We start from the raw sequence: 17,043 nt of genomic DNA on the forward strand, positions 1-17,043 counted from the left end.
CGAGTCGGCGGCGCCAAACCGCTGCTAAATTAACGGCATGTATATTGCTGTGTTGCGATGTGCTTGATAGCGGCGCCCATGGGGGGCGTCGCGCGGAACCGTTAGAGAAGGGTGCCTTCGTCCCATGCGTGCGGTCAGCGGTTTCATCCGCCCTGCGTTCCTGGCCTTGGTTCTGGCGTTGCCGGCGGTGAAGCCGGCGATGGCGCTGAACATCGCCGTGAAGGGGGTGGTGGAGTCCAACTGCTTCGTGTCCGTCTCCACCGGCGACAGCAATCTGTCGACGGATGGCGGCAACGTCATGCTGGGCGACCTGGGCGAGCACTGCAACGAATCCGCCGGGTACACCGTGGTGCTGTCGTCCAACAATGGCGGTGCCCTGGTCGACGCCAACGGCAACAAGATCCCCTACACCATCTCCTACGACCAGGTGGACGGCCGCCCCCTGAGCGAGCCGCAGGTCATCAACCGCCTGGACCCGCAGACGGAACTGCGCACTGGCAGCATCCTGCTCAGCCTGCCGCGCCAGACCGTGCGCCGTGGCGGCTTCTTCAGCGACACCGTCACCATCACCGTCCGCGCCCGATAAGCCGCGCCCGCCAGGCTGTGCCCGCTAAGGCGAGGCAGGCCGCCGCCATCCCACTAGCCGGGGCAGCACCAGCAGGCCGACCCAATCCGTGCCCACATGCACGGCGATGGGGGCCAGCAGGTTGCCCGCCGCCAGGTAGACCAGGGACAGGAACACCCCCGCCATCGTTGTGGCCGCGACCCCGCGCCATCCGAGATAGAGGTGCGCCAGACCGAACGCCAGGGCCGAGGCGGCCATGCCCAAGGGCGCGTCCCCCACGGCCAGGGTGATCAGCAAGGGCAGCAGCAGGCGGAATGCCGCCTCCTCGGTCAGGCCGGCGCTCAAAGACAAGACCGCCGCCCAAACCCGCTCCGCGCCATCGCGCGGCAGCAGAACCTCGACATCGCCGAACACGGCCGGTGGAAGGCGTCCCCGCTCCCGGCTGGCGACCGCCGCCACCACCACCGCGCAAGCCGCGACCGCCACGACCGCGGCGGTCCCCAGCACGGTGACGCCCATGGCCCGCGCCGGCGCCGCCAGCGAGTCGAACTCCGGCGGCAATCGCCAAAGCTGGTTCAGGCGGCCCATCAGGAACAGCGCCCCCAGCGTGCCGCCGCCGAACAGCAGCAGGCTGGTCACCACCCATTTCCTGAAGAAGGTGCGGCGCGCCGGCCCCTCCCCACCCGACTTGAAGGCGGCGAAGGCGCAGGCGTGCCACGGCGTCCACACCGCGACCAGCACCAGCGCCGCGAAAAGCAGGAAGACGGCCATGCGCACCCCAAGGATCGACCGCCGGCCCTCCCTGGCCTGCGGATTGAAGACGCAAGCGCGGGGCTGGGATGGATGTTCCCGCGACCGCGCCGGCGCCTGTGGCGGCGGCTGTCGCTTGGGGGTTGTGTCGACGCCCGCTTTGCCGCACAGTGTGGGCAAAATGGTACCGTTAACATAAAAATGTTAACGCTAACGGGAGGGACATCCATGCGGGCAGTCTGGTTCGCCGCCGCCTTGGCTATTCAGCCATGGCTCATCCAATCATGCCTTGCCGCCACGCCGTCGGCCATGGCCGGGTCTCCGGGACTGACCGTCAGCCCGAACGAGACCTTGGAAATGCAGGGCCTCAGCGTCATCGTCGACCAGATGCACTTCCATCCGGTGTTCCGCGACGAAAAGAACGCCGGCATCCAGATTGTGCTGCATGGCGAGCGCATCGCCACCGATGGCGCCGTGCGTCTGAACCCCACACCGGAACAGTGGGACCCCGTCCCGGCCTTCGTGAAGCGCGAGCGCGGCCCCGGCCCCGACCAGTTGACGGTGTACAGCAACTTCCCCGAACAGGGCTTCAGCTACCGTCTGGTCATCACGCCGGAGGGCACGGGCTTCCGCGTGGCGGTGAACATGGACCAGCCGCTGCCGGCCGAGTATGTCGGCAAGGCCGCCTTCAGCCTGGATTTCCTGCCTACCAGCTATTTCGGCAAGACCTACGCGCTGGGCAACGGCACCGGGGGCGATGCGGCCGGCCTGTTCCCGCGCAACCCCGCAGGGCCCATGGCCAAGGACGGCTCGGGCGACCCGCTGCCGCTGGCCTCGGGCGGCTCCTCCATCGTGCTGTCGCCGGAGGATCCGCTGACGCGCGTGGCCATCACCTCCGATACCGCACCCCTGGCGCTGTATGACGCCCGCAACCGGGCGCAGAACGGCTGGTTCGTGGTGCGCGCTCTGATCCCGGCGGGCAAGACCACGGACGCCATCGTCTGGCACGTCCATCCCAACGTCATCAAGAACTGGGTGCGCGATCCCGTCGTCGCCTTCAACCAGGCGGGCTACACCCCCGACCGGGCCAAGGTCGCGACCGTCGAACTCGACCCGCACATGAAGGCGCCCAAGGACATCCAGCTGGTGCGCATCGGCGCCGACGGCAGCCAGACCGTGGCGCTGAAGGGCACCATCAAGCCCTGGGGCAAGTGGACGCGCTACGACTACGCCACCTTCGACTTCTCCTCGGTGCGCACGCCCGGCATCTACGCCATCTTCTACGCCGGGCATCTGTTCAACCCCTTCCGCATCGCCCCCGACGCCTACGACCACATCTGGCAGCCGTCGCTGGACACCTACCTGGCGGAGCAGATGGATCACATCGCGGTGCGGGAGCAGTACCGCGCCTGGCAGGGCCTGTCCCATATCGATGACGCCCGCCAGGCCGCCCCCAACATCAACCATTTCGACGGCTACAAGATGGGGCCGCACCTGGACTCCCCCTTCAAGCCGGGCGAGCATATTCCCGGCCTGAACGTGGGCGGTTGGCAGGATGCCGGCGACTATGACATCCAGACCTCCGACAACGCCTGGGTGGTGCGTGACCTGGTGCGGGCGCGCGAACTGTTCGGCATGGACTGGGACGAGGACACCATCGACGAGGCGGCGCGCCAGGTGGAGATCCGCAAGCCCGACGGCATCCCCGACGTGCTGCAGCAGATCCGCCACGGCACCCTGCAGCTGCTGGCGCAATACAAGGTCTTCGGCCATGCCATCGTCGGCATCATCGAGCCGACCCTGAAGCAGTACACCCACCTGGGCGACGCCGGCTCGCAAACCGACCGCCTGATCTATGATCCCAAGCTGGGCCCCAACGAGAGCAACGGCATCTATTCCGGGGTGCCCGACGACCGCTGGGCCTTTACCTCCGACGTGCCGGCGGACGATTACCACGTGGCCGGCGCCCTGGCCGCCGCCTCACGCGTGCTGGGGGAGATCGACCCCGACCTGGCCGCCCAGGCGCTGGCCGCCGCCAAGGTGATGTGGGCCAACCAGCAGGATCCCAGCGACCGCATGGACCGGCCGGAACGGGGCGACTGGAATCCCGCCGATCTCCTCGACATGGCCGCCTTCTCCGCGACGGTGGATTTGGTGATCACCACCAAGGGCGCCGACCCGCTGTACACCAACAAGCTGAAGTCCCTGCTGCCCACCATCAAGCAGCGCTTCGCTTTCCTGGGCGGCATGGCGACGCTGGCCCTGCCCTACATGGACGCCGACTACCGCGCGCAGCTGACCCAGGCGGTGACGGAGGCCAAGGCCGCCATCGACGCCGAGGCCGCCAAGACGCCCTTCGGCGTGCCCGTGGCCATGGGCACCTGGGCGGGTTCGGGCCAAGTGGCCGGCTTCGGCACCAACATGTACCTGTTGCACAAGGCCTTCCCCGGCATCATCGGCACCCAGTACACCCTGGACGCCCTGGACTATGTGCTGGGCCGCCACCCGGCGACCAACCTGTCCCTGGTCTCCACCGTGGGCACGGAATCGAAGATGATCGCCTACACCCACAACCGCGCGGACTATTCCACCGTGCCGGGCGCCATGGTGCCGGGCGTGCTGGTCATCAAGCCGGACTTCCCGGAACAGAAGGTGGCGTGGCCCTTCCTGTGGTTCGAAAATGAATCCACGGTGGCCACCACCACCTCCTACATCCTGGCGGCCAATGCCGGGATCATGGTGACCAAGGGGCAGTAAGCCCTCCTCGCCCCGCCCAAAATGAAAACGCCGGAGTGAGGTCCACTCCGGCGTTTTTCTTTGGGTCTGACCCGGTGGATCAGAAGCGGTTGTTACGGGGGAAGCCGTTAGGCGGCAGCTTGCCCTGGGTGCCGCGCGCGCCGCGCCAGGGCGACAGGTCAGTCTCCACCCGGGTACGGTCGCCCGCCCCGCCCATCTTCCACGACAGGCCCTTGGCGCTGTCGAACACGCAGATGTCGGACAGGCTGGCGTCCTTGTACTTCTGCAGGGCCACGCCTTTGCCGCGCACCATGACGGGCAGTTCCTCCAGGGCGAAGACCAGCAGTTTGCGGTTGTTGCCGATGACGGCGATGGTGTCGCCCTCGACCGGCACGCACGCCAGCGCGGTGGCGCCGTCACCCACGTTCAGCACCTGCTTGCCGGCACGGGTCTGCGCCACCACCTCATCCGCATCCACCTGGAAGCCGCGGCCGTCGCTGGACGCGACCAGCAGGCGCTTGCCCGGACGGTAGGGCAGCAGGGTGACGATGTCGGCGTCGCCCAGGTCCACCATCAGGCGCACCGGCTCGCCAAAGCCGCGGCCGCGCGGCAGGCGGTCCACGCCGATGGTGTGGAACTTGCCGGTGCTGGAGAACACCAGCAGCTTGTCCGTCGTCTCGGCATGCAGGACGAAGCGCTCGGCGTCGCCCTCCTTGTACTTGGCCTCCGCCGTCTCGGCGGGCGGCAGGTGGCCCTTCACCGCGCGGATCCAGCCCTTCTCCGACAGGAAGACGGTGACGGACTCACGCTCGATCATGGCCTCGACCGGCACCACCACGTCGGTGGGGGCGTCGCCCACGGCGGTGCGGCGGGCGCCCAGCTCGGTCGCCTGGCCGAAGCGCTTCTTGGTCGCGGCGACCTCGGCGGCGATGGCCGACCAGCGCTTGCCGTCGTCGTCCAGCAGGGACAAGAGTTCCGTCCGCTCGGCCGTCAGGCTGTCGTGCTCCTTGCGGATCTCCATCTCTTCCAGCTTGCGCAAGGACCGCAGGCGCATGTTCAGGATGGCTTCCGCCTGCACGTCGGTCAGGCCGAAGGCGCGCATCAGCTCGGCCTTGGGCTCATCCTCCTCGCGGATGATGCGGATGACCTCGTCCAGGTTCAGGTAGGCGATGAGATAGCCGCCCAGCACCTCCAGCCGATGGTCGATCTTGGCCAGGCGGTGGCGGGACCGGCGCACCAGGACCACGTTGCGGTGGTCCAGGTAGGCGCGCAGCACCTCGTGCAGGGTCATGACGCGCGGCACCTGGTCGGCGTCCAGCACGTTCATGTTCAGCGGAATCTTCACTTCCAGGTCGGTGTTGCGGAACAGCTGTTCCATCAGCACCGCCGGATCGACGTTGCGGCTCTTGGGCACCAGCACCAGCCGCACGTCCTCCGCCGACTCGTCGCGCACGTCCTCCAGCAGGGGCAGCTTACGCTCCATGAGGAGTTCGGCGATCTTCTCCACCAGGCGGGACTTCTGCACCTGGTAGGGGATCTGGGTGACGACGATCTGCCAGGTGCCCTGGGCCAGCTTCTCGCTCTCCCATTTGGCGCGCAGGCGGAAGCCGCCTCGGCCGGTGCGGTAGGCCTCGCGCACGGCGTCGCGGCTTTCCACCAGCACGCCGCCGGTGGGGAAGTCGGGGCCGGGCATCAGGGTGACCAGCTCATCCACCGTCACCGGCCGGCGTCGGTCTTCCGGCACCAGCAGTTCGCGATCGATGATCAGGCTGAGGGCATCGCAGATCTCGCCCGCGTTGTGCGGCGGAATGTTGGTGGCCATGCCCACGGCGATGCCGGCCGAACCGTTGGCCAGCAGGTTGGGGAAGGCCGATGGCAGCACCACCGGCTCCTCGCCGTCGCCGTCGTAGGTGGCGCGGAAATCGACCGCGTCCTCGTCGATGCCGTCCAGCAGGGCCTTGGCCACCTCGGTCAGGCGGGCCTCGGTGTATCGCATGGCGGCGGCGTTGTCGCCGTCGATGTTGCCGAAGTTGCCCTGGCCCTGGACCAGGGGGTAGCGGGCGGCGAAGTCTTGGGCCAAACGCACCAGCGCGTCATAGACCGAGGCGTCGCCGTGGGGGTGGAACTTGCCGATGACGTCGCCCACCACGCGCGCCGACTTCTTGGGCGGGGTGGTGGGTTCCAGCTTCAGCTGGCTCATGGCGAACAGCAGGCGGCGGTGCACCGGCTTCAGCCCGTCGCGCACATCGGGCAGCGACCGCGACACGATGGTCGACAGGGCGTAGGACAGGTAACGCTCGCCCAGCGCGTCGGCCAGGGGCTTATCGAGGATCTCGGTGGCATCGGTCATGATGGGCGGACACTACCAGATATGGTGGACCGATTGCCAGCCGTCCCACAGCGGTAGGAAAACTTAAGCTTCCTGCGGCTCCGCCCCGCCGGTCCCGGGGGCCGGAAGGCCGTTCGTCCGCAGGTAGCGGTCCACCAGGCGCTGGCGGGCCGGCGGCACCTCGGCATGCCGCTGGGCGAAGACGTGCCGTTCCAGGAAATAGCCGGTCAGGCGCAGGCCGGCGGCCACGTCCCCCTCCCCGCCGCCCTGGAAGCCCAGGCCGATGAGGAAGCCCGGCAGCGGCAGCAGCTTGTCGCGGTAGGGCTCCCCCGCCGAGGCCGACACGGCGCGGCCGGTGCGGGGGCTGACGTAGGCCAGCTGATCGTTGGCGTTGCCCACGGGCTGGCCGGTGCTGGCGCACTGCGTCAGATCCAGGCCGAAGCCCACCTCCTCCAGCAGCCCCACCTCCCACCGCACGTAGACGGCCGGCCAGATGTCCAGGTCCAGGGCGGCGAACAGGGCCAGGGTGGCGTCATAGAGGCCGGGATGGGCCTCGCGCTCCGCCAGCATGGCGTCCATCAGGGCGGCGGCGGCGACGATGGCCGCCAGGCGCAAGGGATCGTCCAGGTAAAGGCCGGTGGGGGAGCGCACGGGCTCCACCGTCCAGGTGCCCAGCTGGTCGGCCGTGCGGGCCCTCCAGCGGGCGGTGACCTGGGCCCCCGGCTCCAGCACGCCGCGATAGCGCGACGACTGCCCGCCGTGCAGCACCCCGGCGTGCCGGCCATGCTCCCGCGTCAGCATGACCACCAGCGCGGCGGTATCGCCGAACGGCCGGGCCGAAAGCACGATGGCGTCGTCAGTCCATTCCATGGAAGCTTTCTAGCAGATTGCGCCCCGGACGGTGTATGCCAATGCTCTTCCGCCGCCGTTCAGGCCAACGGTGTCACTTTCGCGGTTTTTAGTATACCCTGCATTAATAACCCTTGAACCGAGCGCCCGCGTGCACAGCCCATCTACTGGCAATCATTGGACTATGGGGGCTGGTTCACCGCGCGGACTGGTCGTGGCGCGTGTCACATCGCCGGTGACGACATGAGCGCCGGCAAGCCCGCCCGGCTGAAAGGGCCGCCTTCCCCAGGCGCCCCGCGGGCCCTTCCCCTGGATGATGATGAGCGCCTGAATCTGGAGCGCTACAGCCTGGCGGCGGCGGCCAGCAACGAGGGGCTGTACGACTGGGACCTGCGCACCGACCAGGTTTACTACGCCGAGACCTGGAAGGCGCTGCTGGGCTACGCCAAGGATGAGATCGGCACCTCGCCCGACGAATGGCTGAACCGGGTGGACCCGGACGACCTCATCTGGCTGCAGGCCACCCTGGACGCGCAGGCCAGCGCCGGCGGCAAGCCCTTCCAGATCGAATACCGCATCACCCATCGCAACGGCCATGTGCTGTGGATGATGTGCCGCGGCATCGTCGTGCTGGATGACGAGGGGGAGCCCATCCGCATCGTCGGCGCGCAGCGCGACGTCACCGACCGCAAGAACGCCGAGGAACAGCTGCGCCTGAGCGAGGAGCGCTACGCCCTGGCCGCCCAGGGCGCCAACGACGGGCTGTGGGACTGGCACGTGGCCACGGACCAGCTCTATTGCTCCCCCCGCTGGACGGCCATGCTGGGCATCGGCGGCGGCGCCCGCACCAGCACCATGGAGGATTGGTACGCCCAGATCGATGGCGAGGACCGTCCCCGTCTGCGCGCGGCGGTGGAGACCCACCTGGCCGGCGGCAGCGCGCATTTGGAGGAAGAGGTGCGCACCCGCCACGCCGGCGGGGCGGAATTGTGGGTGCTGATCCGCGGCGTGGCCATCCGCGATGAGGAGGGCGAGGCCATCCGCATGGCCGGCTCCATGACCGACATCACGGCGCGCAAGCGCGCCGAACAGCAACTGCTGTTCGACGCCTTTCACGATGGGCTGACCCGCCTGCCCAACCGCATGCTGTTGCTGGACCGCATCGGCCAGGCGCTGGGGCGCCGGCGCCGGCCGGAAGAGGCGCAGTTCGCCGTCATGATCTTCGATATCGACCACTTCAAGACGGTGAACGACAGCCTGGGCCCCCTGGTGGGGGATGAGGTGCTGTGCGCCGTGGGCCGGCGGCTGGACGGCGCCCGCCGCAGCGGCGACACCGTGGCCCGCCTGTCGGCCGACGAGTACGGCGTGCTGATGGACGGCGTGCTAGACGTCAAGGCGGCGGTGGATGCGGCCGAGCGCCTGGCTGGCGCCGTGGCTGAACCCCTGACCCTGCCCAACGGGCAGGAGGTGGTGATGAGCGTCACCGCCGGCATCGCCCTGTCCGGCTCCGGCTACGCCTCGGCCGGCGACATGCTGCGCGACGCGGGCCTGGCCATGTTCCGCGCCAAGACCAGCGGCCGCAACCGGGTGGAGATGTTCGACGACGCGCTGCGGGAGCGCGCGCTGACCCGCCTGCGCCTGGAATCGGACCTGCGCCACGCCGTCGAGGGCCGGCAGTTCCGCCTGTTCTACCAGCCCATCGTGCGCCTGGCCGACGGCACGGTGGCGGGGTTCGAGGCGCTGATGCGCTGGTTCCATCCCGAGCGCGGCATGATCCCGCCCAGCGACTTCGTCCACCTGGCGGAGGAGACGGGCCTGATCCTGAAGATGGGCCGCTGGGCCCTGGCGGAGGCCACGCGCCAGCTGGCGGAATGGCAGGGCCGCTTCGGGCCCGACCTGTTCATGAGCGTCAACGTCTCCGGCCGCCAGCTCATGGAGGATGACCTCGTGGCGGCGGTGACGGAGACGCTGGACACCCACCGCATCACCCCCGGCACCCTGAAGCTGGAGATCACCGAAAGCCTGCTGCTGGACGACCCCGGCCGTTGCCTGGGCATCATGGAGGCGTTGAAGCGCAAGGACGTGAAGCTGTCGCTGGACGACTTCGGCACCGGCTTCTCCTCCCTCAGCTACCTGCACCGCTATCCCATCGGCACGCTGAAGATCGACCGCAGCTTCGTGCGCGCCGCCGGCGAAAGCGACCGGCGCAGCGCCATCGCCCGCATCATCACCCTGCTGGCCCAGGCCCTGGACCTGGAAGTCATCGCCGAGGGCATCGAGAAGGAGGCCGAGGCAGACTTCCTGCGCGGCCTGCACTGCCAATTCGGCCAAGGCTTCCACTTCGCCCCGCCCCTGCCGAAGGAGGCGGTGGAAGACCTGATGGACGCGCGCCGCCGCAGCCGTGAGGTGCTGGAGGGACTGTCGGCGCTGCGGGGGCTGCCGCCCAAGGGGCGGTGAGCGACCCAAACAATATTGGCGGAACGCGCCAAAGGTGAGCATGAAAGTCTATTTTGAAATACCGTCCCCCCAAGATGACGACCGGAAGCCTGAAAAGCCTGGATATAACGCCCTCATGCATGAGGTCTGCGTCAACCATGGTTGGTGCGGAAGCGTGGTCAATGACCAACCACGTCATGTCAACATGTTCATTCCGGAAAGTGGCCCGGTGACGGCCGATCAATTCGTTGACTGGCTATTCCTGGCCGAAGGCATAGATCCGTCTGAGAATATGCCGAGGTGGCAGCCACATAAAACCGCGCTTCGCGAGATATTCATCCGCCACATGGGCGCTGATGTTGTGGATGCCTGCAAACTTAAGTGGGACTTCAGCTAACACATCATCGCGCCAATCATTCCGACGGGCGTCCCTAATTTTGCAGCCGCCGCCGGATGTCCTGGTATGCCGCGGCGATCAGCGCCCTGAGCGCTGCCGTGTCATGGGCCTGGCCCCAGCGCAGCTTCACATGGCGCATGCGCTTGCCGGTGCCCTGCAGCAAGCCCGCGGGGTCGTCCAGGTCGGCGCCATGGAAGAAGCCCACGCTGGCATGCGCCGTATAGGCGCCGACATAGGCGAAGGCCGCCTCGCCCACGCAGACCGTGGGCTGGCGGTCGTGGATCAGTTCCCGCACGTCCTCACCACAGCGCCGCAGTTCATCGAACCAGGGCTGGATCATCAGCCGCAGGGGATCGCCCTGGGCGAACCAGGCGTCGACCTGGGGATCGCGCCGCACGGCGCCCGGCAGGAGGAAGAGAGCGTGCATGGGCGTAGTGTGGCAGCCCCGTTGGAAAAGTCGAGGCGGTCACGCCGCAGGACACGGCCACCGCCGCCATTGCGCCGACAACTGTGTTCAATCATAATTGTTAACATCAATAATGAATGGTCATGGGGATGGACAGGATGGGCGGCATGGATCGGCGGACGGTGTTGCGGGCGGCGGTGACGGCCGGGATCGCCGGGGCTATCGCGACGGACCGTGCCGAGGCGGCCGGCCCGGCGGCACCGCCCCCAACCCCGCTGAGCACCGTGCCCTTGCAGCTGCCCGCCACCGAATTCACCTATGAGGCGCTGGTGGGGCTGGATCCCATGACGCCGCTGGGCAAGTCGCCGCTGGGGGAGCGCCGCATCATTCCCATCACCGGCGGCGTGTTCCAGGGTCCGCGCATCCGGGGAACCGTGCTGGCCGGCGGCGCCGACCGGCAATTGAGCCGGCCCGACGGCGTGCTGCTGTTGAACGCCCTCTATGAACTGAGGACCGATGACGGCGCCATCATCACCGTGAACAACCGGGCGCTTATCGACGCGCCGCCGGGCCAGACGCCCTACGCCTACTCCGTCCTGGAATTCACCGCCCCCGAAGGGCCCCATACCTGGCTGAACCGCGGCATCTTCGTTGGCACCGTCCATGGCCTGCCTGCGGAGCGGCACGCCGTCCTGATCCGCGTCTACAAGGTGGTTTAGGCTCGGTCCCCGCCCAGATCCTCCAGGATGGGGCAATCGGGGCGGTCGTCGCCGGCGCAGCAATGGGCCAGGTGGCGCAGCGTGTCGGCCATGGCCTGCATCTCGCGGATGCGGGTGTCCAGGTCGGCCAGGTGGCGCTGGGCGATGGCCTTCACCTCGCGGCTGGGACGCTCCCGGTCGCGCCACAGGGACAGCAGCTGGGCGATCTCCGCCATGTCGAAGCCCAGGCCCCGCGCTCGCTTGATGAAGCGCAGCTCATTGATCTCACGGGCGTCATATTCGCGATAATTGCCCTCAGAGCGGCCGGAAGGGCGCACCAGGCCGACCTCGTCGTAATAGCGGATCATCTTGACGCTGACGCCGGACGCCTTGGAGGCTTGGCCGATGTTCATGACGCGCGGTCCCCCGAGAAGGTCGCCAGGGCGGCGCTCATGGCCGCCACCACGGGCGCCCACTCCCCCAGCGTGGCCTGGCGGAACAGGCGCATGCTGGGGTACCAGGGCGTGTCCGCCCGCTGGTCCATCCAGCGCCAGTCCGCGTCGGTGATCACCATGGTCCACACCGGGCGGCCCAGGGCTCCCGCGACATGGGCCGGCCCCGTGTCCGGGGTAATCACCAGGTCCAGCAGGGTCATGATGGCGGCGGTGTCCGCCCAGTCGCGCACCTGCGGCGCCAGGTCCAGCAGGTTGGGCGGCAACGTCAGGCCATCGACGGCGCCCCTGCCCTCCGGCCGCTGCAGGCCGATGAAGGTCACGTCGGGATGCGCCCGCAACAGGGGCAGCAGGGCGCCCAGCCCCGGGGAGCGCCAGGCGTCGACCGGGAATTGGGGATTGCCGGCCCACAGCAGGCCCACGCGGCGCCCCGGCACGTCCGCCAGGCGCGCCCGCCACGCCGCCACCCGCTCCGGCGCCGCCTCCAGATAGGGGCCGTTCCACGGGATGGTGTCCACCGTCAGGCCCAGGGCCTCCGGCAGATCCATCATGGCGATCTGGACATCGGGCGCCAGCGGCAGCGGCTGGCCGCGCAGCACCACGTCACCCGGGCGCTGCCCGGGCCACAACTCGGGCGGCCACAGCGCCGACAGCGCGTGCGGGGATTCGAACACCAGCCGCCCCACCCGGGCCGCCGCCTGGGGCAACAGCCGCAGCATGCTGATGGTGTCGCCAGCCCCCTGCTCGTCCCAGACCACCAGGCTCTTGCCAGGGAGGGCGCGGCCGTCCCATTCGGGCACGGCTTGGTGCCGCCGCGGCAGGGGCGTCAAATGCCAGCGCCGGCGATACAGGGGGAAGCCGGCGCGGTAATCGCCCAGGCGCAGGTGACAGCACGCCATGCTGACGGCCACCTCGGGGTCGTCCGGCGCGAGGGCCAGCTGGCGGGCGCTGACCTTCAGCGCGTCCGCCGTATAGCCCTGGTAGCGCAGCGCGCGGGCCAGGATGCCGTAGGGCTCCGGCCGGCCGGGGTGGGCGGCGATCAGGCCGCGCGCCATCTCGGCCGCCGCCGCCATCTCCCCCATCGCCGCGTGCAGTTCCGCCCGGCTGGCCGCCGCCTCGAATAGGCCGGGCCGCAGCCGCAGGGCTTGGTCCAGCAGGCGGGCGGCCTCCGCCTCATGCCCACCCCGCCGGCGCAGCAGGTCCCCCAGATTGACCAGGGCCACCACCTCATCCGGCGTCAGGACCAGGACGGCGCGGAAGGCGGCCTCCGCCGCCTCCTTACTGTCCAGGCGCAGCAGGCAGCGGCCCAAGCCCAGTTGGGCCTCGGCCGGCTGGTGGGGCAAGCCGGTCAGCAGCCGATAGGCATCGGCCGCCTCTTCCACCCGGCCCAGTTCCTCCAGGATCTGGGCGCGGGCGAGGTGCGCCGGGCCATGGCGCGGCGCCCGGGCCACCACCTGGCCATAGGTGGCCAGGGCGGCCCCCCGGTCGCCGCGCTGGCGCTGGGCCTGGGCCAGGTTGGCGCGATAATCGACATTGCCGCCGTCCAGCGCGATGGCCTGGGCGATCAGGTCCTCGCCCGCCGCGACGCGGCCGGTCTGGACGAACAGCACGCCTTGCAGGTGCAGGGCGTCGGCGCAGTCCGGCATGGCGCGGAGGATCTGGCCGTACAGAATCCTCCGCCTGGTCCAGGCGACCAGACTGGTGATGGTCCAGGGCCACGGCCAAGACCTCTCCCACGGTGGGCATGCGTCGCTTTCCTACATCAACCAGGGGCTAAACCACCCCAAGACCGTACACCCGGCCCCGGGCCCGACGCACGCGCCTCCGGCGGCCATCACGGGCCGGGCGCCCGGAAGCGGCGCAGGCGCAGGGCGTTGGTCAGCACGCTGACGCTGGACAGCGCCATGGCGCCGGCCGCCACCATGGGCGACAGCAGCCACCCGGTGACGGGGTAGAGCACGCCGGCGGCCAGGGGGATCAGCACCACGTTGTAGCCGAAGGCCCAGGCCAGGTTCTGGCGGATGTTGCCCAGGACGGCGCGGCTGAGGGCGATGGCCGTGGCCACCCCGCGCAGGTCGCCCCGCACCAGCACCACGTCCGCCGCCTCGATGGCGATGTCGGTGCCGGCGCCCATGGCCAGGCCCACGTCCGCCGTCGCCAGGGCCGGGGCGTCGTTGACCCCGTCGCCGGCGAAGGCGACGCGCCCGTGGCGCCGCTGCAGTTCCTTCACGGCCGCCACCTTGCCCTCCGGCAGCACCTCCGCCGCCACCTCATCGATGCCCAGCGTCTTGGCCACGGCCTCCGCCGTGCGGCGGTTGTCGCCGGTGACCATGATGACCGTGAGGCCGGCGCCGTGCAGCGTGCGCACCACCTCGGCCGCTTCGGGCTTCACCGGGTCGGCCACGGCCAGGATGGCGGCCAGCCGGCCGTCGATGGCGGCGTAGAGCGGGCTCTTGCCCTCCCCACCCAGCCGGGCCGCCGCCTCCGCAACCGGCGCCACGCCGATGCCCAGGCGGGTCATGTAGCGGTCGGCGCCCACGGCCACCACGCGGCCCTCGACCGTCCCCTGCGCGCCGAAACCGGGTTCCGCCCGGAAGCCGTCCACGGCCGGCGGAACCTGGCCGCGCGCCTGGGCGGCGGCCACGATGGCCTGGGCGATGGGATGCTCGGACCGCGCCTCGACCGCCGCCACCAGGCGCAGCACTTCGTCCTCGGCGTAGCCCTCCACCACCGTCAGGTCGGTCAGCGTGGGCTGTCCCAAGGTCAGGGTGCCGGTCTTGTCGAAGGCCACGGCGCGCACGTCGCGCAGGCCCTGCAAGGCGTCGCCCTGGCGGAACAGGATGCCCAGCTCCGCCGCCTTGCCGGTGCCCACCATGATGGAGGTGGGGGTCGCCAGGCCCATGGCGCAGGGGCAGGCGATGATCAGCACCGCCACGGCGTTGACCAGGGCGTAGCTGAGCTGCGGCCCCGGCCCGAAGAAGTACCAAGCGGCGAAGGTCAGCACGGCGGCCACCATGACCGCCGGCACGAACCAGGCCGTCACCTGGTCCACCGCCGCCTGGATGGGCAGCTTGGCGCCCTGGGCCGTTTCCACCATGCGGACGATCTGGGACAGCAGGGTGGCCGCCCCCACCTTCTCCGCCCGGAAGCGGAAGGCGCCGGCCTTGTTGACCGTTCCCCCCACGACCGGGGCGCCGGGCCCCTTCTCCACCGGCAGGGGCTCACCGGTGATCATGCTCTCATCGACGAAGGACGCGCCATCCAGCACGGCGCCATCCACCGGCACGCGCTCACCCGGACGCACCAGCACGACGTCGCCCACCACCACTTGGGCGATGGGCAGTTCCACCGTCTGGCCGCCGCGCTCCACCCGCGCCGTCTTGGCCTGCAGGGTCAGCAGGCGCTTGATGGCCTCGCTGGTGCGGCCCTTGGCCCGGGCCTCGAACAGGCGACCCACCAGGATCAGGGTGACGATGACGGCCGCCGCCTCGAAATAGACGTTGTCGGTGCCCGCCGGCAGCAGGTGCGGCGTCACCGTCGCCACGGTGGAATAGAGGAAGGCGGCGCCCGCCCCCAGGGTGACCAGGGAATTCATGTCGGGCGTGGCCCGCAGCAGGTTGGGCACGCCCTTGGCGAAGAAACGCCCGCCGGGCACGGCCAGCACGAAGGCCGCCAGCACCAGGCTGACCCAGCGCCAGAGCTGTTCCCCTACGGCACCGACCAGCCAATGATGAAAGCCGGGCACGACATGGCGCGCCATCTCCACCGCGAACAGCGGCACGGTGGCGATGGCGGCGAGCGCCACGGCCCGCTTCAGGGCGCCGATCTCAGCCGCCCGCGCCTCCCGCTCCCGGTCCGTCTGCCCCGCCGCGTCCTCCGGCACCAGGGGCTTAGCCTCATAGCCGGCCTTGGTGACGGCCGCCGCCACGGCCGCCCCATCGGCGCCATTGATCAGGAGTACGCTGGCCCGCTCCGTCGCCAGGTTCACGGTGGCCTCGACCACGCCGGGGGCGGCACGCAACGCCTTCTCCACCCGGGCGACGCAGCTGGCGCAGGTCATGCCCTGGATGGATAGCTCGACGGTGTGGGTGCCGGCGTCGTAGCCGGCCTTGGCGATGGCCTGGACCACGTCGGGCAGACGCCCGCCCTCAGCCAGCTCCACATGCGCCCGCTCCGCCGCCAGGTTGACGGTGGCGGCGGCCACGCCGGGCACGGCGGCGATCGCCTTTTCCACCCGGCGCACGCAGCCGGCGCAGGTCATCCCGCCGATGGGGATGTCGACGGCCTGGGGGGCGGAGGGGGTAGTGGCGGCGATATGGGACATTCCAGTCTCCTCGACGAGATGTCCCTGATAAATAGACCCTCCCATGATGGGAGGGTCAAGGCTCGCGCTATGACGGCGGCGCGGGGCTGCCGCCCCGCCAGCTCACGCGTTGAAGTCCAGGCCCCACTGGTTGTAGCTGTCGGGCTTCTCGGCCCAGTCCTCGCGTACCTTCACGAACAGCATGACGTGCACGCGGCGGTCCAGGATTTCCTCAAGTTCCACGCGAGCGGCGGCGCCGATGGACTTGATTTTGCTGCCGCCCTTGCCCAGCACGATGGCCTTCTGGTTGGGGCGCTGGACGTAGACGACCTGGGAGATCTTGACGGAGCCGTCCTCGAACTCCTCCCACGCCTCGGTCTCCACCGCGATGGCGTAGGGCAGTTCCTGGTGCAGTTGCAGGAACAGCTTCTCCCGAGTGATCTCCGCCGCCAGCAGGCGCTGCGGCATGTCGGACAGCTGGTCCTCCGGGAACAGCCAGGGCCCCTCCGGCAGGCGGGCGGCCAGCTTGTCCAGGAAGTCCTTCAGGCCGTCGCCGGTCAGGGCGGAGATCATGAAGATGTCGGTGAACACGCCCGTCTCGTTGAAGCGCGCCGCCAGTTCCAGCAGGCGTTCATAGGGGATCAGGTCGATCTTGTTCAGGATCAGGATGGCCTGGCGCTTGCTGTCCTTCAGGCGCTGGATGATGCCGTTGGTGTCGTCATCCACGCGGCGCGAGGCGTCGACCAGCACGGCCACCAGATCCGCCTCCTCCGCCCCCGACCAGGCGGCGGCCACCATGGCGCGCTCCAGCCGCTTCTTGGGCGTGAAGATGCCAGGCAGGTCGACGAACAGGATCTGGGCGCGGTCATGCATGCCGATGCCCAGCACGCGCGACCGGGTGGTCTGCACCTTGGGGCTGACGATGGACACCTTGCTGCCCACCGCCGCGTTCAGCAGCGTGGACTTGCCGGCGTTGGGCGCGCCGACCAGGGCGACGAAGCCGCAGCGCATGGGGGCCAGGGCCGGGCCCTCCTCCCCCTCGTCCTCATCCTCATAGTCGTCTTCGTCGTCCAGATAGTCTTCTTCACCCTCGGGCGCGTCGGCGTCATGCGCCTCATGGTC

Annotated in this window: 13 protein-coding genes; 5 read left to right on the plus strand and 8 right to left on the minus strand. The window is 69.5% G+C overall.

Annotated elements, in window-relative coordinates; translation table 11 throughout:
* Window positions 1–124: 124 nt before the first annotated feature.
* Window positions 125–586 (plus strand): hypothetical protein, encoded by a 462-nt coding sequence (locus UAJ10_RS17850; protein ID WP_322916554.1) that lies wholly within the window; start codon window positions 125–127, stop codon window positions 584–586.
* Window positions 587–610: 24 nt separating this feature from the next.
* Here UAJ10_RS17850 and UAJ10_RS17855 read toward each other — a convergent pair whose 3' ends face one another.
* A complete protein-coding gene (locus UAJ10_RS17855; RefSeq protein ID WP_322916555.1) occupies window positions 611–1,336 on the minus strand; it encodes a CPBP family intramembrane glutamic endopeptidase in 726 nt (241 codons plus the stop codon).
* A gap of 288 nt (window positions 1,337–1,624) precedes the next feature.
* On the opposite strand from UAJ10_RS17855, the gene UAJ10_RS17860 reads away from it, so the two are divergent.
* Window positions 1,625–4,072: a glycoside hydrolase family 9 protein gene (locus UAJ10_RS17860; RefSeq protein ID WP_322916556.1), complete on the plus strand. Its 2,448-nt coding sequence runs from the start codon at window positions 1,625–1,627 to the stop codon at window positions 4,070–4,072.
* Window positions 4,073–4,151: 79 nt separating this feature from the next.
* Here UAJ10_RS17860 and parC read toward each other — a convergent pair whose 3' ends face one another.
* Together parC and recO are read right to left on the minus strand one after the other, a co-directional pair.
* Window positions 4,152–6,401: a DNA topoisomerase IV subunit A gene (gene parC, locus UAJ10_RS17865; protein ID WP_322916557.1), complete on the minus strand. Its 2,250-nt coding sequence runs from the start codon at window positions 6,399–6,401 to the stop codon at window positions 4,152–4,154.
* 63 nt (window positions 6,402–6,464) lie between these two features.
* Window positions 6,465–7,250 (minus strand): DNA repair protein RecO, encoded by a 786-nt coding sequence (recO, locus tag UAJ10_RS17870; RefSeq protein WP_322916558.1) that lies wholly within the window; start codon window positions 7,248–7,250, stop codon window positions 6,465–6,467.
* A 222-nt stretch (window positions 7,251–7,472) separates the two neighbouring features.
* Here recO and UAJ10_RS17875 point away from each other — a divergent pair, with 222 nt between their 5' ends.
* Both UAJ10_RS17875 and UAJ10_RS17880 read left to right on the plus strand, forming a co-directional pair.
* Entirely contained in the window at window positions 7,473–9,686 is a 2,214-nt protein-coding gene (locus UAJ10_RS17875; RefSeq protein ID WP_322916559.1) for a putative bifunctional diguanylate cyclase/phosphodiesterase, read from the plus strand.
* Window positions 9,687–9,720: 34 nt separating this feature from the next.
* Window positions 9,721–10,062, plus strand: a complete 342-nt coding sequence (locus UAJ10_RS17880; RefSeq protein WP_322916560.1) for a hypothetical protein — start codon at window positions 9,721–9,723, stop codon at window positions 10,060–10,062.
* A 34-nt stretch (window positions 10,063–10,096) separates the two neighbouring features.
* On the opposite strand, the gene UAJ10_RS17885 is transcribed toward UAJ10_RS17880, so the two are convergent.
* The gene (locus UAJ10_RS17885; RefSeq protein WP_322916561.1) at window positions 10,097–10,489 is read right to left on the minus strand and encodes a DUF1801 domain-containing protein; all 393 of its coding nucleotides are present in this window, start codon (window positions 10,487–10,489) and stop codon (window positions 10,097–10,099) included.
* Between the two features lie 146 nt (window positions 10,490–10,635).
* On the opposite strand from UAJ10_RS17885, the gene UAJ10_RS17890 reads away from it, so the two are divergent.
* Window positions 10,636–11,187, plus strand: coding sequence for a DUF3237 domain-containing protein (locus UAJ10_RS17890; protein ID WP_322916562.1), 552 nt, complete (start codon window positions 10,636–10,638; stop codon window positions 11,185–11,187).
* On the opposite strand, the gene cueR is transcribed toward UAJ10_RS17890, so the two are convergent.
* The 4 genes from cueR to era all read right to left on the minus strand — a co-directional run bounded on the left by cueR (window position 11,184) and on the right by era (window position 16,932).
* The gene (gene cueR / locus UAJ10_RS17895) at window positions 11,184–11,579 is read right to left on the minus strand and encodes a Cu(I)-responsive transcriptional regulator (RefSeq protein WP_322916563.1); all 396 of its coding nucleotides are present in this window, start codon (window positions 11,577–11,579) and stop codon (window positions 11,184–11,186) included. The genes UAJ10_RS17890 and cueR overlap by 4 nt on opposite strands.
* The gene (locus tag UAJ10_RS17900) at window positions 11,576–13,264 is read right to left on the minus strand and encodes a tetratricopeptide repeat protein (RefSeq protein WP_322916564.1); all 1,689 of its coding nucleotides are present in this window, start codon (window positions 13,262–13,264) and stop codon (window positions 11,576–11,578) included. Before UAJ10_RS17900 ends, cueR begins: the two co-directional genes overlap by 4 nt.
* A 188-nt stretch (window positions 13,265–13,452) precedes the next feature.
* Complete coding sequence (locus UAJ10_RS17905; RefSeq protein ID WP_322916565.1) at window positions 13,453–15,942, minus strand: heavy metal translocating P-type ATPase; 2,490 nt, start codon at window positions 15,940–15,942, stop codon at window positions 13,453–13,455.
* Between the two features lie 102 nt (window positions 15,943–16,044).
* On the minus strand, window positions 16,045–16,932 hold the full coding sequence (era, locus tag UAJ10_RS17910; protein WP_246172115.1) for a GTPase Era: 888 nt from the start codon (window positions 16,930–16,932) through the stop codon (window positions 16,045–16,047).
* Between the last annotated feature and the right edge of the window lie 111 nt (window positions 16,933–17,043).

The sequence above is a fragment of the Nitrospirillum guaranorum genome, assembly GCF_034653275.1.
GTDB lineage: Bacteria > Pseudomonadota > Alphaproteobacteria > Azospirillales > Azospirillaceae > Nitrospirillum.